Source organism: Leptolyngbya sp. CALU 1928, from assembly GCF_056784215.1.
Window position 1 is genome coordinate 2,659,936 of record NZ_JBXBCE010000001.1, and the last position, 21,085, is coordinate 2,681,020.

Consider the following 21,085-nt stretch of genomic DNA (forward strand, 5'->3'; position numbering starts at 1 on the left):
CATCAGATCTCGATATCCACCATACCAAACCCTCAGGAACTTGCGTTAATAGAACGTGTGCTTACTTGTTTACCCATTGGGCTATTCGCTGAGCAGCCTTCAAGATAAGCAAGCATCGAAAGGCGCTAAAACAATTCTCTTCATGATGAATAGCACCAATGGGGGGATGGCAAGCTAGGTAAGTTCATATAAAAATTCTTAGATGAGTCGGGATAATCATAAGCGCCCTCGAAGATGTCATGAAACCCTCAGGGATATTAGAAGGCGGTCATGGGTTGGGCGCGATCGCTCAAATGGATAGCTTGAAATAATAAACTCTCGCTAAACCATAGCTTTCGGGTCTAAACCATTGAGCGATCGTACTAAGTGTTTTATCGGTTAAAACCCAGTAGATAAACCAAACTTTCTAGAAAAACGTACGGATCAAGCACAACCAAAGGGGAATTCTATTTTTAGCTAATGATTGGAAAATCTTCTGTTATCAGAGAGAATGAGTTTTCAATTTCAGCAAAACTGACTCAGGTTGAAAGATAACATCTACTAAGTTATGGCTTCTATTGCCCGTAAGAACTTATTTGAAGATATTCCTCGCTTTATTGTTGCCCAAGCGGGAATCATGTTCGCTGTCAGTTTGGTAACAATCCAAGTAGGAATTTTAGACGGCTTTAGCCGTTCAACGACTCGGTTGATCGAACAATCAAATGCTGACTTATGGGTCACTTCCAAGGAAATGCTTCAGTTAGAGATCACCTTACCCATGCCACTACAGCGATTGACTCAAGCGCGGGAAGTGGAGGGAGTAGCCCACGCAGAAGCGATTATTTCTCGCAACTCTCTTTGGTTGGATACAAACGGAAAAATTGTCCCCATTCGGGTCTGGGGGTTTAATCCAACCGGTCGGCTATTTGGGAATTGGTCAATGTCTAAGGGAACATCCACTTCTCTAAAAGAGCCATACACATTTATTACAGACCGCAGCAACCTGAATGCCCTAAATCTTAAGCAAGTAGGCGAAGTGGGTAAGATCGTGCCGCTAAAAGCCAAGCTGGTTGGGTTGAGCGAGTATACCCAATCGATGGCATCTAGCACCTCTCTCTATGCATCTTTAGAATCGGCAAACGCCTTTACTTCAGGATTAGGCTCATCTTTGAACTGCACGATTAATTCGGGTGACGTAGAGTGCAAAAATCCCCTCTCAACAACTGATATACCATTAGGTGAACCGCAGCCTCAACCGCGCCGTCTAAATTTAGCAGACCAGATTACCTATGTACTCGTTCAAGCAAAACCGGGGCAAGACCTCCGAGTGCTTAAACAGCGCTTGGAGGCAAAGCTACCTAACACTCGTGCTTATACCCAAGAGGAAATGGCACTGATTACGCGAACCTTCTGGCGAGAACGGACTGGAATTGGGTTCATTTTAGGATTGGGTGCAGCCGTGGGGGTAATTGTGGGAATTGTAGTAGTAAGTCAGATTTTGTATTCATCGGTTTCAGATCATCTCAAAGAGTTTGGAACTCTAAAGGCGATGGGTGCGTCTGATTGGGTAATCTACGGCGTGATTACAGAGCAAGCGCTGTGGATGGCAATCCTGGGATATATTCCCAGCATGGCGCTTTGTTGGGGGTTAGGTGCTTGGACGGTTGCCGCAAAAGGAATTGTAATTTTGATTACACCGACTACCGCGATCGCTGTTTTTGGACTGACCGTATTTATGTGTGTCGGCTCTGCCCTAATCGCGATTCAAAAGGTAACCCATGTTGATCCTGCAATTGTCTTTAAAGCTTGACTGTTTGATCCGCGATCGCTCTCTTATCCGAATGAGTAAGTCATCTGGTATTCTCGTTACACTAGTTAATAAACGCCTATTTTCAGCATAATCTGTAAAATCAATCCAAATCATGCGGATAATGCGTATTCTCAGCTGAAGTTAAAGTGCAGCCTGCTCTCATGAATTGTTAAAATCAGCCGCCTCTTGCTTGTGTCCATGCCTCTGTCTATCATCTACACGCACCCAGAGATTTAATCAATGACTGCTTCCCGAATCCACATTAACAAACTTATTCAGCATTCAGAGTACTCTGCATCTACTGTTCAAGAGCGCACTCTTTATACTCCAGGTAACTGGGACAATGCCCCAGGCGTTTGGGAGAAGTCAGATAAATGGGCAGTGGTGGCAAAGGGTGTGAAAATGGAATTCCGTTCTGGAGCGGACTCTACGCCGATTCTCCAGGGTATTGATTTAGAAATTCCCCGTGGTGAAATTCAACTGCTCATGGGACCGTCTGGATCTGGCAAAACGACCCTGCTCTCAATTCTGGCTGGAATCTTGACTCCAACAGCAGGAACAGTCTGCCTGTTAGGACAAGAAATTACGCGCATGTCCAAGAATGAGCTATCTCGCTTCCGCTTGAAAAATATTGGCTTTATCTTTCAAGGATTCAATTTGTTTCCAGCCTTGACTGCATCCGAAAATGTGGAAGTGGCGCTCCGAATGAAGGGTATTCGCAAATCTGAAGCACGTAAGCAGGCAACAGATCTGTTAATGGAAGTGGGGCTGAATGATCGCATGAATCATCTTCCGCGCGATTTGTCGGGTGGACAAAAGCAACGAGTGGCGATCGCTCGGGCGTTGGCAGATAACCCCAAGTTGATCATGGCAGATGAACCTACTGCGTCTCTAGATTCTCACAGTGGTCATGCGGTGATTGAACTGCTGCGGAAATTGGCAAAAGAGAATGGACGCACTGTATTAATCGTTACCCACGATTCGCGCCTGATTGATGTGGCAGATCGGGTGACCTATTTGGAAGACGGTAAGCTGGTAGGCTAAGAGCGCAGTCCAAGATACGAAGTGCATGCAAGGCAATTCCATTATTCAAACGCTTCAAGGCGGCTTGATTGTTTCTTGCCAAGCGCCGTCTGAGTCTCCCATGCATCAGCCGTTGGTGATTGTGGCAATGGCAGAAGCAGCAGTGAACCAAGGAGCGATCGCGATTCGGTTAGATACGCCTGCTCATGTGGAAGCAGTCCGGCAAAAAAATTCTTTCCCGATCATTGGCTTATGGAAGCAGCAAATTCCAGGCTTTGAGGTTTATATTACGCCTCAGTTTGATCATGCCGCCGCGATCGCTCAGGCAGGAGCCGATATTATTGCGATTGATGCAACCTTGCGATCTCGCCCCAATCAAGAAATAGTCGCAACACTAATTGCTCGAATCCACACTGAGTTGGGCAAGCTAGTGATGGCAGATGTGGATACCCTAGAGGCAGCGATCGCGGCGGTTGATGCCGGAGCCGATCTAGTAGGCACTACTTTATATGGCTACACCGCAGCCACCCAACATCTCACCCCCCCTGGCTTCGATCTACTAGCTGAACTGGTTAAAAAACTGGAAGTACCGATTATTTGCGAAGGGGGGATTGCCTCTACCCAAATGGCAAAACAAGCATTAGACCTAGGAGCCTATGCCGTGGTAGTGGGCACTGCCATTACAGGGATCGATCTTCAGGTGAAAGCTTATGCGACAGCCTTGGATAATCCGCCTAATCTCGGTAGCTGTGTAGAAACTTTTCAAGCACACCAAATCCGTTTTTTTGATGTGGCTATTCCTAGCTATTGCAATCTGATTGACACGCGGCTACGAGAGTACAACCAAAGTATTCCTTCCGCCCAGTCGTTTTTTGCTACTAAACGACAAACTAAGGCACTCCATCTATTCCTAATGGATGATCGCCAGACAATTATGGGCGGATTGATTGGATTTACTTCCAACTGGAACTGGCTGGAGATTGATTTGCTTTGGGTTGATGAACCGTTAAGGCTGCAAGGATACGGCGATCGCTTGATGCGACTGGCAGAACAGGAAGCTCAAAAACGCGGCTGTACCTTTTCACGGGTTAGCACCCAGAGCTTTCAAGCAAAAGGCTTTTATGAAAAATTGGGCTATCAAGTGGCTGGGATATCAGAAGACTATCCACCCAGTTACATTCGTTACACCTTACAGAAAAGGTTCTAATGTGCTGAGATCTCCGAGTCTTTGGAAAACTCGGAGGTCTCAGATGCCAGACTTAGAAAGTGAAGGTTGTTCGGACAGTGCCAATCACTACATCTTGGTTTCTTGAGTTATGGTCAGGAGCAGTCAGCCATACTACACCCGGAGTAATTGCGATGTTGTCATTGAGGCGATATTGATAAAACGCTTCTACATGGATAGAGGTGCTGGGATCTCGACCAATCACCGATCTCAGCCCAGGGGAAACGGAATCGACTCGCGGCTCCACCCCTACAATGATGCCGCCCAAGCTACCCGTTTTCCCTAAATCGGGGAATGCTAAGCCCACTGCCCAGTTGAAAATGCTGAGGTCGCCCCGTGGTAGCACGCCTCGTGTGGCGAGGGTGCGGGTATTGGTATAGCCGAATGAGCCATTAATCACGAACTTAGGACTCAACTGGAAAGATGCTGAGGCTCCATAGGCGTTGCTGGAAGTAGGAATATCTAACCCCTCAAAAGCACCCTCTAATAACAGCGGATTGCTGGCTAGAGCCGATCTCAAGTTGGCGCGGTTGCTGCCTGTAGAACCGTTGGCAGTGAAATCATTGTTGTAAGCATGAATGTAAGTTAAGCCCACAGTAAACTTCTCGGATGGTCTAATGGTCAATTGACCAATCGCGCCATAGGGTCCGTTAAACAAGCCTGCACCTTGCAATGGAGAACTAGCATCGTTAGCTAGATAGCCTGCACTAATCTCAATAAAATCATTCAGTTCATATTTCAACCCGACTCCAGTGCCGTTGACCAGATAGTAAATCGCGTTACGTGTGCCAAAATGAGTGAGCGCTCCGGTGCCGCCATCTCCATCTAGGAAAGGGTTAATCGTGTCAACGAAGTCATCGATCGCCCCTGCATTCGCTTCCAACGTTACCGTTAGCTTCTCACCCACAGGAAATTGATAAAGCAAGGCATCAATGGAAACTGAATTATTGTTGTCATTCGCAAAAGCTCCTCCCGCAAACCGTAGATCCCCTTCGGGCGTGAACGTAGAGGCACCTGAAAGAGCATTGAGGTTTGTTGCCTGCAACCGGGTTCTCAGCAGATCTTCGCCAGTGAAAGTAGTATCGAAGTTGAGCCGAACGCGATCGCCCACAACTGTGGTTCTCGGAATATCGCGCCCAATTGCATCTTGTCCAGCCAAGCCGCTCACTACACCAAAAACCACTTCCCCACTCAGCTTAGTGGTTGCAGAAAACTGCTGCTTCTCCAAAGTTGCGGTGCGAACTTCCAATCCTTCGACCCGACCTCGCAGCGCCGCCAACTCCGCCGCAAATTCTTCCTGGAGTTTTTTGACAACTTCCAGATCTTCTTTCTTGACAAAATCTGCCGTTGCCGCCGCAATCAATTCCTGAATTTTATCTAGGCAGGCATTTAAACCCGCGGCAAATTCAAACCGAGTTAAAGCCCGGTTACCGCGAAAAGTTTTGTCGGGATAGCCCACAATACAGCCATAGCGTTCTACCAAAGATTGCAGTGCTTGAAACGCCCAATCGGTTGGTCGAACATCGGTTAGCTGAGAAACGGAAGTAACCTGATCTATCCCATTTGGAGAGATTGCCTCAGCTTCAAACTGAGCAACTTTAAGGCTATCTGTCGCAGAGGCAGCAGCGTTTTCTTGCGCCGATACCGATGAAACCGCGATCGCTGCCAGCAAAACGGGACTTAGCAGGAGAGCATTTCTAACTAACTTCAACATCTACTTACCTCACACTCAATACACTTTTAGTTCTACTTACCGCCCGAATCCCCGCTCGAAAGGGAATGTTTTTTCAAAGCAGGCATCTAAGAATGCCATTTCAAAACAAATACCATCTAAAACGATAATGATTATCATAATAGACTAAATTTTAGAACAAACTCAGGTCTAGCTTAAAGCAAACCTTAATGAAAGTAAATCTCAACTTCAAGATTTTTTAGAGAGCATTTTTTGAATTTGCATAGAACAGATCTACCATTTTGAGCAGATCTGGTGTATTATCCAAGTCTGATCGAGAATGCTAAAAATCGGTTCAGTTGTTTTTTGGGCATCATGGCATGAGCTTAGAACTGCCACCCCTAGGGTCTGTTATTCAAGGATCTTTGAGTCAAGGACTAGAAGTTCGTCTGCACGCAAACGTGCTGGTGGAAGATATGCGGGTCGGTAAGTTTTTGGTAGTCCAAGGACGGCGATCGCGCTTTTTCTGTATGTTGACTGACGTGGCACTTGGCACCAGCAGTCCGCGCATTCTGGCAAACCCGCCGGAGCCTGAGAACACATTCTTGCAAGAAGTACTAGCGGGTACAGGCACCTATGGCACCGTGAATCTCACGCCAATGCTGATGATCAGTGAGTCCCAGGAATCAGAAGGCAGGGGGCAAGGAGAAGAGCGGAATCAACAAAGCAATTCAAAATATTCCCCACGGGAACGCTACGCGAACAAAACCCAAACCCTAAAAACCGCTTCTTATCAAGCTCAATCCAGCGCGCCAATCGAACTGCTACCCGTCAAAACCATTCCCAGTCACTTTAGCCAGGTGTTTGATGCGAGTGAATGGGATTTTCGGGCGGTGTTTGGCTGGGAAGATGATCCCCATCGGCGAAACTTTGCGATCGGTCAGCCAATCGACATGGAAGTGCCCATTTGTCTCGATCTCGATCGCTTTGTTGAGCGCAGCAATGGCATATTCGGCAAGTCAGGCACGGGCAAATCTTTTTTGACGCGGCTGCTGCTATCGGGCATCATTCGCAAACAGGCAGCGGTGAATTTGATTTTTGATATGCACTCAGAATATGGCTGGGAGGCAACCCGCGAAGGCAAACAATTCAGTACAGTGAAAGGCTTGCGGCAGTTGTTTCCTGGACAGGTGCAAATTTATACGCTTGATCCAGAATCTACTAAGCGGCGCGGGGTGCGCGATGCCCAGGAGCTTTACATCAGCTATGACCAAATTGATGTAGAAGATTTGATGTTGGTGCGCGGCGAATTGAACCTGTCGGAAGCTAGTTTAGAAAATGCCATCATCCTACGGAATGAATTTGGCAAAGCCTGGATTTCGCGCTTGTTGACGATGAGCAATCCAGAGATTCAAGAGTTTTGCGAAACGAAGATGGGCAGCAAGTCTTCGATCATGGCACTGCAACGTAAGCTGCAAAGGCTAGATGGATTGAAATATATTCGCAATACCTGTCCACACAACTATGTCGGGCAAATTTTGGATTCTTTGGAGGCTGGCAAACATGTGGTAGTTGAGTTCGGTTCTCAATCCAATCTGCTGTCTTATATGTTGGCAACCAATGTGATTGCCCGACGGATACACCATGCCTATGTGCAAAAGGCAGAGCGATTTTTGCAGACCAAAAACATCAGCGATCGCCCCCAACAAATGGTAATCACCATTGAAGAAGCCCATCGCTTTCTCGATCCGGCAACCGTGGGACAAACCATTTTTGGCACGATCGCCCGTGAAATGCGGAAGTACTTTGTCACTTTGCTTGTGGTGGATCAGCGCCCGTCAGGGATTGACAACGAAGTCATGTCCCAAATTGGCACTCGCATTACTGCGCTGCTGAATGATGAGAAGGATATTGATGCCATTTTTACAGGTGTTTCTGGCGCACAAGGGTTGCGATCGGTGCTAGCAAAACTAGATTCTAAACAGCAGGCGCTCATTCTAGGACATGCCGTCCCCATGCCCGTTGTCATCCGCACTCGCGCTTATGATGAAGCCTTCTACGCCGAAGTGGGTAACACTGCTTGGGACGAAATTCCTGATGCGGTGGTGTTCAAAGCAGCCGAAGCCGCTAGGGCAGATCTGGGTTTTTAACCAATCCAACTGACACACGACAGTCGTATAGCCTTCATATGGCTGCTAAATGGTTTAGATATAACTATAGTCTCGTTCAAAAGTCTTGCTTCAAGCTCCTGATTGCATCCTATCTACTCCACTTAACAGCAGCTACTTTATTTTTCCCACCTAGCTAATTTCATCATTTCTGCAACCCTTTCGGTTCGGCTTCCTCTACCCAAGTCCATAAAACCGCACTCTCAAATTCGGTTATCCCTGCTCATTCAGCCTATCTAGATTCAAGGAATTAACTCACTATAGAGTGATAGGAAAACGATTTATTCCGGCGGTAGTTTTTCTAATAGCAGATCACAGAGCCGAACCTTAGTTATCAGCTTCTCTTGACTTACCTATTTCTACACCAAGATCACCCTACCGGAGGAAACAAAAACACCTTCATCGCGTCTACAATTCTTGTTAGGATCTCAATATGAACTCATAATGACTTCGACTTAGCGAGTTCGATTCTTTACTTTAATGCATTAGTGTTTCTTACTATCTTCATTCACCTATCACCGCTCTGTTATTTATCTCTTCTCTGTCGCTCATCTAGCACTTTTATTCTAAACAAGTTTCTTGAAGAATAGTTTTTCACTTTTTCCGAAAAGGCTTGTATTAACGATGTTACTTATCTTCTCTTAAGAGGGTCTTCTCATTCTTCTAAGTGTTTTTCCCGTTTGTTGTTTACGGAGTGTTTGTCACCAATGACCACTGCCACTGCAAAATCTAAGGCTGCAAAGCCCACTTTCACCGCCGATATGGTGCGTACTTATCTACATGAAATCGGTCGGGTTCCTATGTTAACCCACGAGCAAGAAATTATTTTTGGTAAGCAAGTGCAGCAAATGATGGCACTGCAAGACAAAAAAGAGATACTTGCTAAGTCGTTAGACCATGAGCCAACGGATCAAGAGCTAGCGGATCATGCGCTTATGAGCGAAGACGATCTCAAAGATGCGATGCATCGGGGTCGTCGGGCTAAGCAAAAGATGATTGAGGCGAATCTACGGCTAGTAGTGTCGATCGCCAAGAAGTACCAAAAGCGAAATCTAGAGTTTTTGGATCTAATCCAAGAAGGCACGATGGGCTTAGAGCGTGGTGTCGAAAAATTTGATCCCATGCGGGGCTATAAGTTTTCAACTTATGCTTACTGGTGGATTCGTCAAGCAATCACCCGTGCGATCGCTCAACAAGCGCGTACCATTCGATTGCCAATTCACATCACCGAAAAGCTGAACAAAATCAAAAAAACTCAGCGGGAACTTTCCCAACAGCTAGGGCGGGCAGCGACTGCTTCTGAAGTGGCTGAAGCGTTGGAGCTAGAGCCGAGTCAAATCCGTGAGTTTTTGACTTTGGCACGGCAACCCGTTTCCCTAGATTTACGGGTGGGCGACAACCAAGACACCGAACTGCAAGACCTGCTAGAAGATGACGGTCCTTCGCCGGAAACTTACATGGCACAAGAATCCTTACGGCAAGATCTGGCAACCTTAATGGCAGACCTCACCCCGCAACAGCGAGAAGTGATTGCCCTGCGGTTTGGGCTAGAAGATGGTCATGAATTATCGTTGGCGAAAGTCGGCGAACGCATGGGCATTAGTCGTGAAAGAGTCCGTCAGCTAGAGCGACAAGCGTTGGATCACCTGCGTCGTCGTAAAGCGCGGGTGCGTGAGTACTTGGCAAGCTAGGAAGAGGGCAAGCTAGGAAGAGGGGAAGAGGGAGGAGACACACAAACCTGTACCCTAGAACCTATCCCCTATTCCCTTTTTGTTATGGCGCTACAGGATTTTCAGATTTGCGATCTCGATCTTAATGATGAACAACTAACTGAATATTTGCTGGCACAGGCGATCGCGGTGGATACTGAAACCATGGGGTTAAACCCTCAACGCGATCGCCTGTGTTTGGTGCAATTGTGCGATCCGAGCGATCGGGTGACGGTGGTGCGAATTCAGCGCGGGCAAACCTCAGCGCCTAACTTGAAGCGCCTTCTAGAATCTGAAAACGGAGTAAAGATCTTTCACTTTGCCCGCTTTGACATCACTACTTTGCGTCACCATCTTGATATCTATGTTCAGCCGATTTTTTGCACCAAAATTGCTAGTAAGTTAGCCCGTACCTATTCACCTAAGCATGGGCTGAAAGATTTGGTGATGGAGCTAGAAAAAGTAGAACTAGACAAAAGCGCCCAAAGTTCGGATTGGGGCAATGCGGTCAATCTATCAGACGCGCAACTCCGCTACGCAGCAAATGATGTCCGTTATTTGATCAGCGCTCGTGAAAAACTAATCGCCATGCTAGAGCGCGAGGAACGCTGGCAATTGGCGCAAGATTGCTTTCAGTGCTTACCCGCGATCGCGTCTCTCGACTTATTGCAATATCAAAATATTTTTGAACATTAAGCATAAATAGGCATCACCAGCGCTTGAAAACGAGGCTGATTGTGCCGGGTGTCAAAGGCTGAATCGGTTTTGGCAGCTTTCTTGCTACGTTCAGGATTGAGTTAAATTGCTTGATCGAGCCTATCTAGTAAAGAAGAATCTAAATTTCTAAAATCGCTGCAAAGCTGATAACGACTTATTTAGAAGCGATCGCGGTCGTGATTGCGCGTTTCAAATGGTGTACATTTTGTCTTCAGTGCCGCTGTTGCGATTCAACTGCCAGCCTTGTGCGATCGCCTGCCATTTCTTCCCCTCGTTATGACTTCTATCCCTCCAACCCAATCTCAACATCTTATTCCTCCTTTTGAGCGAACTCAATTTACAGGATTATTTGTGCTCGCTACCGGGGTTGGCTGGTTTCTGATTGGATTAATTCTGCGATCAGTGCAAGATCCAACCTTGGTCACCTATTTAGAAGGGAAAGGCTTACTGTCTGCGCTAATCACTGGTTTTGTTTCTGGCATGGTGGTCAGTGCTGCTCAGTGGCTTGTGCTAAGGCGATATCTGCCCGATTGGCTGTGGATTTTGGCAGGTACAACCGGCTATGTCTTACTCACAACCACTTTAGAAGCTTGGTGGGGTTGGCTCGGTTATGGGATGACTCTGCCAGAAGTGGCTGCCCTTGCTGTAAAAGTGCCTCCCCAAACCATGGTCATGCTCACGGGAATGATTCGCACAGTGTTAGCGGCTATTTGCTCACTTTGGTTGGGGTTGGCACAGTGGCTTTTGCTCCGGCAATATACTAACTCAAGCCGCTGGTGGATTGGGGTTCCCTCGATCGCAGTGATTGTTTCAGCGTTATTTACTGCTTTTAGTGCAGGATTAGTGTGGCTGAACATCAATTTTCCATTAGATGCAAATGTTTTAGGGGCAGGCATTTTAGGAATTACGCAGGCGATCGCGCTATGTACATTGCAGCGGCGAACCTATAATAATTTTTTGACCTCACTTACAGCAGCACCAGACGTAGACTATAGCCAAGCAACTCGTCTAGGAAAACGACTGCACCAACATTTAAGCGACGCTTGGACGAGTGAGCATTTAAATCAAGAGTCCCTTCACTATTGGGTAGCCGTCACCGAAACTGGCGCGATCGCAGCCTACAAACCCATTAATCAGGCTGCCATTGACCAAGCGCAACAAACTCCCCTCCCTAAATTAGTCATTCCCGAAGTGTTGCACCCAGAAAATGGCATAGCTCCACCCTTAGCCCAGTTTGATGTCACCTTCCTACCGTCTGGCAAGCTGCAAATCTATCCTTATTCTGGGGTGCCGCTACTGTGGATTACCGTGGGCATGTTAACGGTTATTATTGCCGCTAGTGCGATCGTGGCTCATATCAATCCCGCTTTGATTGATATGAATTAGGATGCTCTGACCCGCTTTTTACCCTCTAACTTTTTTCACCTGAAACCCGAACCCTGAAACCCGAACCCTGATCCCTGCCCTGAATGAAAAACCGAATTATTCTGATGAGTCTCGCGATGCTGCTGGTATTCATCTGGCATAGTGGGAAATATTCTCCTATGACACACGCTATGACGATCGCACAGCCGTTTGTATACCCTACCAGTGCCCAAGTGAATCAGGTCGATGATTACCATGGCACTCAAGTTGCTGATCCCTATCGCTGGTTAGAAAACCCCGATTCTCCTGACAGCCGAGCTTGGATTGAGGCGCAAAATAAACTGACGATGGGCTTTTTGGCAGAGATTCCAGCACGCGATCGCCTGAAAGCTCGCCTAACAAAACTATGGAACTACGAAAAATACGGCATTCCCTTCAAACAAGGCTGCCAGGAACAAAACGACTCGACCCAACGCTATTTTTATTTTAAAAACAACGGCTTGCAGAACCAAAGCGTCCTTTATACCCTCAACGCTTTGACCGATGAGCCAAGGCTACTGCTCGATCCCAATACCCTTTCTGCCGATGGCACCGTGGCGCTGGGGGGATTATCCGTCAGCGAAAATGGGAGCTTGCTTGCCTATGGCTTATCTACCTCTGGTTCGGACTGGCAAACCTGGAAAGTTCGCAATGTGGAAACCGGAAAAGACTTGCCCGATGAAATCAACTGGGTCAAATTTTCCGGCGCATCTTGGAGCCACGATCACACGGGCTTTTTCTATTCCCGCTATGACGAACCCAACAGCAAAACCCAACTGGAAGATGTTAACTACTTCCAAAAGCTGTACTACCACCGTTTAGGCACATCCCAGTCGGATGATGTGCTGATCTACGATCGCCCGGATCATAAAGAATGGGGCTTTAGCGGCAGCGTCACTGAAGATGGGCGCTATTTGCTGATTTCCGTCTGGCTAGGCACTGACCCGCGCAATTTGGTGTTTTATAAAGATCTGACCGCCCCAAATGCGCCCGTAGTCGAACTGATCAATACCTTTGAAGCGGAATATTCGTTGGTCGATAACGACGGCAACACGTTTTGGTTTCGCACCGATTTAGAGGCTCCTCGCGGTCGGGTAATTGCGATCGACGTGGAGAAATCCGCCAAAGAGCATTGGCAAGAAATCATTCCCGAATCGGCGGAAACCCTTAAAGGCGTGGGGTTGTTAAACAATCAATTCGTCGCATCCTACCTAAAAGATGCCCGCAGCCAAATCCGGCTCTATGATTTGCAGGGTCAGCGAGTCCGAGAAGTAGAACTACCTGGAATTGGCTCTGCTGGTGGTTTTGGCGGCAAACGTTACGACACCGAAACCTTTTATAGCTTTACGAGCTTTACCACGCCACCCACCATCTATCGCTACAACCTGATCACCGGTAAAAGCACGATTTTTCGCCAGCCCACGGTAGATTTTAACCCACAAGATTACGAAACCCGCCAAGTGTTCTATCCCAGCAAAGATGGCACCTCAGTGCCCATGTTTATCGTTCACAAAAAAGGACTAAAGCTGGATGGCACCAATCCCACTTATTTATATGGTTATGGTGGCTTTGGCGTGTCTCTTACCCCAAGCTTTTCTGTGAGTTTGCTAACCTGGATGGAAATGGGCGGCGTGTATGCAGTGCCGAATTTGCGCGGCGGCGGTGAATATGGCGAAGAGTGGCACCAAGCGGGTATGAAGCTGAAAAAGCAAACGGTGTTTGATGATTTTATTGCAGCGGCGGAATGGTTGATTGCCAATCAGTATACGAGTTCATCCAAACTGGCGATCGCGGGGGGCAGTAATGGCGGGTTGCTTGTGGGTGCTTGCATGACCCAGCGCCCGGAGCTATTTGGAGCAGCGCTCCCGGCAGTGGGCGTAATGGATATGCTGCGTTTTCATAAATTCACCATTGGCTGGGCGTGGATTTCGGAATATGGCTCTCCCGATGATCCCAAAAAGCCGGAGGAATTCAAAGCTCTGTATGCCTACTCTCCGCTACATAATCTCAAACCGGGTACTGCCTATCCGGCAACACTCATTACCACTGCCGACCACGACGATCGCGTAGTGCCTGCCCACAGTTTCAAGTTTGCTGCTGCTCTACAAGCTGCCCATAAAGGAACTGCCCCCGTGCTGATTCGGATTGAAACCAAAGCCGGACATGGAGCCGGAAAACCTACTACTAAAATTATTGAAGAAGCCAGCGATCGCTGGGCTTTTTTAGTGAAAATTTTGAATATGGCGATCGACGATCTGCCGCTACCTTAGTCCGGTTTGAGTCCGGCTTGTAGCCTATCTCTTTTTAGTAGCTGGAATAAAAAAGGGCAGTTTTCCAAAACTGCCCCTACTACTGTTCATTTAGAGTGATATGAAGTGGAAGAGACTACATGTTTTTGTTGGGCAAATCCTTGGAACCACCCATAATCAAGTCTTTACCTGCGCCCTTAGCATTTTGTTGTGCTTGGTCAACCACTTGAGAAGCCGCATCGCTTGCCCGTTCTAGATTTTGCTTAATGTTATTCACACCCTGCTCGGTTCCTTTGGCAAAGTCTTTTTGTACTTTTTCAGCACCTTGTTGGACATTCTTAGCTGATTCTTGTAGCTTGTCACCCAGAGGGTTTTCCCGACGCAGATTGTCTACAGCTTCTTGAGGAGAATCTACCCGATTTTTTAAGTTCCCTTGGGCACGCTCAACATACTTTTTAGTCTGCATCTGAGTTTTATTAGAATCATACTTTGCATCATCGTTGTAGTTATTCATCCCACCCGCAGGACGCTGCACCGCATCATACATTTCCTTCTGCATTTTGCCCTGACCAGCGTAAGGATTTGGGTCGCTAACGGCTTTGGTGGCATCAGCAACGTTGGAACTACAAGCAGTATTAAACATTAACAAAAAGCCAGCAAGCATCACGATCGCAGCTTGCTTTAATTGAAGTTTCTTTAAGCTAGAAACAATATTCGCTGTTAGGTTAGAAATTAAACCTCTCATACTTTTCTCCATTTAAATTGTTTAGTATGACTGCATAGTAGCGGCTTACCAAATTAATTTTCATCTAACCAAAGAGATAATCTTGCCATCAGAAAGAAGTTAGGACTCTTTCTTTAGAAGGAGCGTTTGTCAACCATAGTCTGCATATTTAACTGCCTCTCTAAGCAACCATATTGCTATAGCCCTACTAATTCTCTTGCTTCTAACCCAATCAACTTTTGCGCGATCTCAAGTCTAGTTTCCAACTTTGCGACGCTAAACTCATTTCGCAGATGTTCCAAGCGGGCTACAGCGTGAGCTTTCTCCGTATTAAGTCGATTAATTGCATCACAGGCATGACGATATTCATGATTTGCCTGCAAGATTTCAAATCGTCTTGCTCTGCGCTGATTATCGTTTTTCAAGTTAGCTTCAAATGCAGAAATTTTGTCGGCGCCTCCTTCGAGTCGGGCAAGATGTAATCGCATTTCTGCAAGCTGATGTTCAACCTCATTCACCGTTTGGGAAGCTTGCGCGATCGCGCTAGGATATTGGCTCAAATTAAGTTTCATTGCAACCTCCATAGAACTACCGTTCAACACTCAAAACTAGTCATTTGCCATCCATAAAGCTAGGCAACCAGTTCTACTAATTGCGGCATTGGAACCCGGTTGGGAACTTCCGCCATGGGAGCTAGCGATTTTGGTGCGATCGCTGCCTCTTCTAGTACATTGACTTCAATATTGATCGCCACCAAATAAGAGCCAGCCCGTTCGCCTACTGCTCGTGCCACTAGGTCTGCCAAAGCAGGATGTTCAGCAGTAATTGGATCTCGAAGGGTGCATCGATCCCACTCATACTTTGCCGCCGGGTCTAAGTTAAGAATGTAGTGCTTAGTCATAGTAAAGCTTGTTTTGGTTCTTATGTACTATTCTAATAGAACAAAAAGAGACCTGCAATAAACTTGATGACGAACTGCAAATGAGAAGAGATCAGAATATTTGAAACATTAGGGATTGATCAGAAGTCTAAAATTAAGGTAGCTAATGATTCCAAGCAGCAAGTCTAGGCATAATTCTCTTGGGACTATAGAAGCACACCGCTCTATGTTTGTTTTTGCTAGCGCGTCTTGGAGTATCAAACGACTAAGTTTCACCTGAAAATTGGAGTCTTCTACCTCGACTGTTTGTTTTCTCTTTCCATTCAAGGAATTTTAACGATGAAGTATTTACTGGCAACATGTTCGCTGATGGTAATGTTAGGCACGGGTCACAGTTTGCCAGCCTTAGCCCAAAACCCAACCTCTGCGCCTGCGCCTTCTAACCCTGTGATCTCGGATGCAGACCTGAAGAAATTTGTGATTGTGGCAAAAAAACTAGAAACTATTTCTAGAGATAGAAACACTCAAGTAACCCAAGCCTTGGCAGAAGAAAAGTTACCAGTTGAGCGGTTCAAAGAGATTTTTCTAGCCCAAAAAGATCCGCAATCTCAAACCAATAATCAGATCTCCAGCGACGAAAAACAAAAGTATGATCGCGCGATCGTTAAACTCAACCAAATTCAGAAAGATACCCAAACCAAAATGGGAGTCGCTGTACAGGAAGAAAACGGCTTTGAAGTTCCTCGCTTTTTGCAAATTTTAGATGCCATTCAAAAAAATCCTGACTTGCAAAAGAAAGTAGAGCAAATGCTGAAAGCCGCTGGCACATAGGCAAAGGGTTTGTCAGAAGATAACTATCCAGTTTGATTAGCGGTCAGCTATCAGCCTTTTGCTCACGGCTGACCGCCATAGGGTGTTTCTCCTCCATGTATTTATCTACCAATTTAGTCATCACTTCTCGTTTGCTTTCTAGATGGATCAGGATTGCAGCGATAGGCATTGGCAGCGCGATCGCCCTAGGAATCGCGAGTCCAGGTTATACCGCTGAGCGTATTTTTGTTACCTACAACATTTTAGAGCGGTCTATTTCTGTTAAAGCCCTGGAAGATTACGCCAACACGGGCGTGATGGATGAGGACTTGGCTGTTTATGCTCAATATGCCGCCCCAAAAGTTCTGCAAGATCTTCGCAGCGCCTTAGTTGCCAAAGCCGATTTGAGTTCGGTAACCCTTGCACAATTTCTTTATTCGCCCCAAGGGGATGCTGCCGTGAAGCGTCTGGGACAGGTGATTCAGCCAGAGTCGCGTTTGTCAGGATCTAAAGCAATTCGGGCAGCATTGATCCTAGCGGCAGCGGAGCCAGATGGCTTGACCCTGCTCAATTTTCTGCGGCAATTTCCAACTCGCGGTATTCGGATTGATGTAGAACGCAGTTTGCAGGTAGTGGGTGAACTGAACCGATTGATTAGCCAATCTCAAAAAGCGACTGAAGCGGTGACTCAGCAAGCTTTAGCAGAAAATGCTTCTGATTCAGCGATCGCCTCAGAGTTATCGCTCGATTTGCGTCAGCCCGGAACTTACAAGTTTGAGAAACAAACAATCACACTGAATGACCCAAGTCGAACGACCGTGTTTGCGTTGCCTGAGGTTTCCGGTATTCAACCTGCGATTCGTGAAGCTATCCCTTCAGAAACTGCCCCAATTGCGCGATCGGGAGCCGATTTATTGAAAGGGCGAATTTATCCGGTTGATCTTTACCTGCCTGCCCCTAGTCGCGCGACAGCACCCAATTCTGTACCTGTGATTGTTATTTCTCATGGATTGGGTTCCGATCTCACCAGTTTTGCTTATCTTGCCCAGCACCTGGCTTCCCACGGGTTTGCGGTGTTGGTGCCAGAACATCCGGGAAGCAATCGTAGTCAAATAGAAGCACTACTGGCTGGGATAGCTAGTGAAATCGCCGAACCAACGGAGTTTGTTAATCGCCCGCTCGATGTGACCTATTTGCTGAACTATTTGGAACAGCAATCCCCCACCAATCCGACCTACCAAGCCCTTAATCTTAAGCAGGTTGGGATTGTTGGGCAATCTTTTGGAGGCTATACTGCCCTGGCGCTGGCGGGTGCGCCGATTAATTTTAGGGAACTCGATCGCACCTGTCGTAATCTAGAAAATACATTTAATGTTTCTTTGCTGTTGCAATGTCGGGCGCAGCAGCTTGAAGTAGGCACACCCTTGAAAACCGAATTTCGTGATCCTCGAATTGCCGCAGCGATCGCCCTTAACCCAATCGCCAGCGCTGTCTTGGGGCAAGATAGCATCAGCAAAATTACGGTTCCAACCCTGATTCTTGCAGGCAGCGCAGATACGGTTGCCCCAGCTTTATTTGAGCAAATACAACCCTTTACCTGGTTAACCACAACTGATAAATATTTAGTGCAGCTAATCTCTGGCACTCACTTTTCTGTGATTGGTGAAGGAGCAAATGGCAGTGATGCGGTTGCTTTTCCACCCGAAGTGATTGGTTCCAATCCCGAAATTGCACAGCGATACACTAGAGCAGTTTCCCTCGCCTTTTTTCAGACTTATATCGCGAATCAATCTGCCTATCGCATTTATCTTAGCGATGTCTATATGCGATCGCTAACAGAAGCGCCGATTCCGATTGATTTAATCCGCTCCTTACCAGCCAGCAGTCTCAACCTCAGAGAGCAGACCGAGAGCAGCCAGTGAACCACGCGATCGCCTTAAGTAAATCATTACAGCGAAAACTGGCTAAGACTATCTAAATCAGGCAGGTCAGGATAAAAGATACAACGCAAATCTGAGGTATCCCAACCTTTTTAGCCCTAAAATCTGATACCCGACCTCTAACACCTGATACATCAAAGCTTTTGCTGTAATTTGATTATGCGTCGGGTAAAAGGCTGCTGGAATAAGCATCTAAGTTGCTATAAGCCGGTACACGAGTGGTGAAATCAATCTTCGTGCCTGTTACCGCTTCAGATAGCTGCTCAAAAGACTCAGAACGCCAGTTACGCTCATGGATAGGCTTAGACTGCTCGCCGCGAAAGTAGGTCATAGTTCCTAAAACTGCTACCGCCACCCAGCCGACTACAAACAAGCCAATTAAGATAGTCATTTTGAATCCTTGTAAAATTATGTTTCAATCTGTAAATAAATGTAACAGGTTGAAGCGGAAATGGCAAGTTGACCCGGTTGGCTGGAGAAATGGAAATTGAGGACTTGTCGAAATGCCACAGGACTTAATCAACCCGACAATAATTGACGAGGATGTGTAGACTGTTTGCCGTGCTGGGAAATCGGTAGATAAAGACTGCCAGTGAGTGCCTTCAAGCAAACCATAGAAAACGCCATTGAGAAGCTCCCGCATAGCTACTGTTTGCCGACGATCGCCCGACTTCGCCCCATCGTCAATCACTGAGCAATTCATCGCGATCGCAGTTTTAAAAAATACGCTCTGCAATTCTTAGCTTGGCTGATCGTGCCCTGACGTTTGCCTGAATTTCCTCATCCTTGGCAATCATTGGCTTTTTGGTCAACACTTTAAGCAGAGGCGATTCTTTTAGCCGATGTTTGACAATGCGATCTTCCAAACTGTGAAAACTGATCACCACTAATCTGCCACCCTCGTTTAGCCAAGTAGGCGCAGTTTGCACTAATGTTTCCAACACGTCTAGTTCTCGGTTAACAGCAATCCGCAGCGCTTGAAAGGTGCGTGTGGCGGGATGAATGCGTCCATGGCGATAGGAAGGGGGAACGGAGTAAAAAATCGCATCTGTCAGTTCTTTCGTGGTTGTAAATGGGCGCTTTTCGACAATCCGATGGGCAATTTTACGCGACAGGCGTTCTTCGCCGTAGGTATAAATCAGATTTGCCAGGTCGGTTTCAGTCCAATAGTTGACAATCTCAGCAGCGGTGAGTTCTTGGGTTTGATCCATCCGCATATCGAGTGGTGCTTCTTGCCGAAAGCTGAAGCCGCGATCGCTCACATCTAACTGGGCAGAACTTACGCCTAAATCTGCCAAAATCCCGTCAAATTTAGTATCCCCAGGGGTGAAACTAGCGAAGTTAATATGGTGAAACTGAACGAGATCGCCATACTCAGCCAGATTTAGTTTTGCCGCTGCGATCGCCCGTTCATCCTGATCCAATGCCGTTACTTTCACCTCTGCGGCAGCGCTCAAAACTAGGCGACTGTGCCCTCCCCCTCCCACCGTGGCATCGAGGTAATGTCCTCCCGATTGCACATTTAACCCTTCCACCACTTCCTGTTGCAATACTGGAATGTGAACAAAATCCGGGAATTGTTTGGTACTTGGAAATTCAGCGCTCACATCATCACCCAACGTTCATCCACACAGCCATCTACTTAGTGTATCTGGGATACTGTGAAGCATCTCGAACTTGTGCAACTCGTTCTAAAATAATATTCCTTGGCAAGGTTAATAAAGCATAGATAAAGCTACCCGTGATATGCGCTCAAACATACAAATATTTGCGTCAAATCATACAGTCTTGCCAAATTCAAGGGAATACTGGAGATAAGAAAATCAGAAGAACAGTACCGGAATAATAATTTTAGTGCCGGAATAATTGTTCTGATTCTTGTAGTAACCTCGGTGCATCGACAGGCTAAACGGCGAACCACTTTGTTATCTATGCAACTCCACCGAGCGATATAGCAGTATGACTAGAAATATGACACAACACTGGGTAATGCGTTTTGGCACCGCGATCGCCCTAGGGCTAGCTTTAGCCCCCCTTTCGGTTGATACTGTTTCTGCCTCCCAACCAAAGCCAAACTCAACATTCCAAAATCGCGGCACCTTTCGGATTGGTCAAAGCTTTAAGCCACCCAATCGAGGCACTCCACCCCCAACGGCTGGCGGCGCAACTCGTGGCAATTCTTGTGTTCCCAACAAGAAGAAACCAATTTCCCTGATTCCCAAAGATCGATTAGGGCTGACCTTCAGCGCCAATCCTACTTTCTATTGGCATGTCCCTACCTCTCCTGCAAAATCCGCTAGGTTCTTGATCCTAACTGGCGATGATGTAGATGTTTTGTATGAAGCCACTATTCCACTGCCTGGGAAATCGGGAATCATTAGCTATGCTTTGCCTAAAAATGCGCCACCGCTAGAAATTGGCAAACGCTATCACTGGTTTTTGACCTTGGACTGCAACCCTAACGATCCAGGCACTAACCCGATCACCGAAGGCTGGACAGAACGCATTTCTCCGGATGCTGCGCTGCTGAAGCAGGTAGAAAAAGCAGACTTGAAAACTCGCGCGTCTCTTTATGCTGGCAGTGGAATTTGGCATGAAGCCGTAACCACGATTGCTGCCCTGCGGCGTACTAATCCCAACGATGCCGGCGCGGTCGAGGGTTGGAACGAATTGCTGAAATCAGTGGGTTTAAGCGCGATCGCTACAGAACCTCTGTTGGATGTAACCGTAAGTCAAAATCCAGTGAAAAATAATTAGGATCAGCGCACGATAGCC

18 protein-coding genes are annotated in these 21,085 nt (G+C 46.9%); 11 read left to right on the forward strand and 7 right to left on the reverse strand.

Going from position 1 to position 21,085, the window contains the following annotated elements; genetic code table 11:
• Positions 1-547: 547 nt before the first annotated feature.
• The 3 genes from AC1S5B_RS12360 to AC1S5B_RS12370 all read left to right on the forward strand — a co-directional run bounded on the left by AC1S5B_RS12360 (position 548) and on the right by AC1S5B_RS12370 (position 4,019).
• Entirely contained in the window at positions 548-1,789 is a 1,242-nt protein-coding gene (locus tag AC1S5B_RS12360; protein ID WP_482035971.1) for an FtsX-like permease family protein, read from the forward strand.
• Between the two features lie 240 nt (positions 1,790-2,029).
• On the forward strand, positions 2,030-2,833 hold the full coding sequence (locus tag AC1S5B_RS12365; RefSeq protein ID WP_482035972.1) for an ABC transporter ATP-binding protein: 804 nt from the start codon (positions 2,030-2,032) through the stop codon (positions 2,831-2,833).
• Positions 2,834-2,858: 25 nt separating this feature from the next.
• Positions 2,859-4,019, forward strand: a complete 1,161-nt coding sequence (locus tag AC1S5B_RS12370; protein WP_482035973.1) for a putative N-acetylmannosamine-6-phosphate 2-epimerase — start codon at positions 2,859-2,861, stop codon at positions 4,017-4,019.
• 52 nt (positions 4,020-4,071) lie between these two features.
• Here the strand turns inward: AC1S5B_RS12370 and AC1S5B_RS12375 are convergent, their stop codons facing one another.
• Positions 4,072-5,751, reverse strand: a complete 1,680-nt coding sequence (locus tag AC1S5B_RS12375) for an iron uptake porin (RefSeq protein WP_482035974.1) — start codon at positions 5,749-5,751, stop codon at positions 4,072-4,074.
• A gap of 338 nt (positions 5,752-6,089) precedes the next feature.
• Between AC1S5B_RS12375 and AC1S5B_RS12380 the strand changes: the two genes are divergently transcribed.
• The 5 genes from AC1S5B_RS12380 to AC1S5B_RS12400 all read left to right on the forward strand — a co-directional run bounded on the left by AC1S5B_RS12380 (position 6,090) and on the right by AC1S5B_RS12400 (position 13,977).
• Positions 6,090-7,859, forward strand: coding sequence for a helicase HerA domain-containing protein (locus tag AC1S5B_RS12380; RefSeq protein ID WP_482035975.1), 1,770 nt, complete (start codon positions 6,090-6,092; stop codon positions 7,857-7,859).
• A gap of 725 nt (positions 7,860-8,584) precedes the next feature.
• The gene (locus tag AC1S5B_RS12385) at positions 8,585-9,568 is read left to right on the forward strand and encodes an RNA polymerase sigma factor, RpoD/SigA family (protein ID WP_482035976.1); all 984 of its coding nucleotides are present in this window, start codon (positions 8,585-8,587) and stop codon (positions 9,566-9,568) included.
• A gap of 84 nt (positions 9,569-9,652) precedes the next feature.
• Positions 9,653-10,282, forward strand: a complete 630-nt coding sequence (locus AC1S5B_RS12390; RefSeq protein ID WP_482035977.1) for a ribonuclease H-like domain-containing protein — start codon at positions 9,653-9,655, stop codon at positions 10,280-10,282.
• A gap of 201 nt (positions 10,283-10,483) precedes the next feature.
• Positions 10,484-11,689, forward strand: coding sequence for a hypothetical protein (locus AC1S5B_RS12395; RefSeq protein WP_482035978.1), 1,206 nt, complete (start codon positions 10,484-10,486; stop codon positions 11,687-11,689).
• A 158-nt stretch (positions 11,690-11,847) separates the two neighbouring features.
• Entirely contained in the window at positions 11,848-13,977 is a 2,130-nt protein-coding gene (locus AC1S5B_RS12400) for a prolyl oligopeptidase family serine peptidase (RefSeq protein ID WP_482035979.1), read from the forward strand.
• A 115-nt stretch (positions 13,978-14,092) separates the two neighbouring features.
• On the opposite strand, the gene AC1S5B_RS12405 is transcribed toward AC1S5B_RS12400, so the two are convergent.
• The 3 genes from AC1S5B_RS12405 to AC1S5B_RS12415 form a co-directional block, all read right to left on the reverse strand.
• Complete coding sequence (locus AC1S5B_RS12405) at positions 14,093-14,701, reverse strand: hypothetical protein (RefSeq protein ID WP_482035980.1); 609 nt, start codon at positions 14,699-14,701, stop codon at positions 14,093-14,095.
• Between the two features lie 176 nt (positions 14,702-14,877).
• Positions 14,878-15,252, reverse strand: a complete 375-nt coding sequence (locus tag AC1S5B_RS12410; RefSeq protein WP_482035981.1) for a hypothetical protein — start codon at positions 15,250-15,252, stop codon at positions 14,878-14,880.
• A gap of 59 nt (positions 15,253-15,311) precedes the next feature.
• Positions 15,312-15,581, reverse strand: coding sequence for a hypothetical protein (locus tag AC1S5B_RS12415; protein WP_482035982.1), 270 nt, complete (start codon positions 15,579-15,581; stop codon positions 15,312-15,314).
• A 318-nt stretch (positions 15,582-15,899) separates the two neighbouring features.
• On the opposite strand from AC1S5B_RS12415, the gene AC1S5B_RS12420 reads away from it, so the two are divergent.
• Both AC1S5B_RS12420 and AC1S5B_RS12425 read left to right on the forward strand, forming a co-directional pair.
• Positions 15,900-16,391 carry a DUF4168 domain-containing protein gene (locus tag AC1S5B_RS12420; protein WP_482035983.1) on the forward strand — a complete coding sequence of 164 codons (492 nt, stop codon included), beginning with the start codon at positions 15,900-15,902 and terminating at the stop codon, positions 16,389-16,391.
• 95 nt (positions 16,392-16,486) lie between these two features.
• The gene (locus AC1S5B_RS12425; protein ID WP_482035984.1) at positions 16,487-18,292 is read left to right on the forward strand and encodes an alpha/beta hydrolase; all 1,806 of its coding nucleotides are present in this window, start codon (positions 16,487-16,489) and stop codon (positions 18,290-18,292) included.
• A gap of 175 nt (positions 18,293-18,467) precedes the next feature.
• On the opposite strand, the gene AC1S5B_RS12430 is transcribed toward AC1S5B_RS12425, so the two are convergent.
• Genes AC1S5B_RS12430 through rsmH form a run of 3 tightly spaced genes read right to left on the reverse strand, consistent with a single transcriptional unit; the run spans position 18,468 to position 19,917 of the window.
• The gene (locus AC1S5B_RS12430) at positions 18,468-18,701 is read right to left on the reverse strand and encodes a photosystem II protein, Psb35-related (RefSeq protein WP_482035985.1); all 234 of its coding nucleotides are present in this window, start codon (positions 18,699-18,701) and stop codon (positions 18,468-18,470) included.
• A 24-nt stretch (positions 18,702-18,725) separates the two neighbouring features.
• Positions 18,726-19,013: a transposase gene (locus AC1S5B_RS12435; protein ID WP_482035986.1), complete on the reverse strand. Its 288-nt coding sequence runs from the start codon at positions 19,011-19,013 to the stop codon at positions 18,726-18,728.
• 13 nt (positions 19,014-19,026) lie between these two features.
• Positions 19,027-19,917: a 16S rRNA (cytosine(1402)-N(4))-methyltransferase RsmH gene (gene rsmH / locus AC1S5B_RS12440; RefSeq protein ID WP_482035987.1), complete on the reverse strand. Its 891-nt coding sequence runs from the start codon at positions 19,915-19,917 to the stop codon at positions 19,027-19,029.
• A gap of 364 nt (positions 19,918-20,281) precedes the next feature.
• On the opposite strand from rsmH, the gene AC1S5B_RS12445 reads away from it, so the two are divergent.
• Positions 20,282-21,067 (forward strand): DUF928 domain-containing protein, encoded by a 786-nt coding sequence (locus AC1S5B_RS12445; protein WP_482035988.1) that lies wholly within the window; start codon positions 20,282-20,284, stop codon positions 21,065-21,067.
• Positions 21,068-21,085 lie beyond the last annotated feature (18 nt).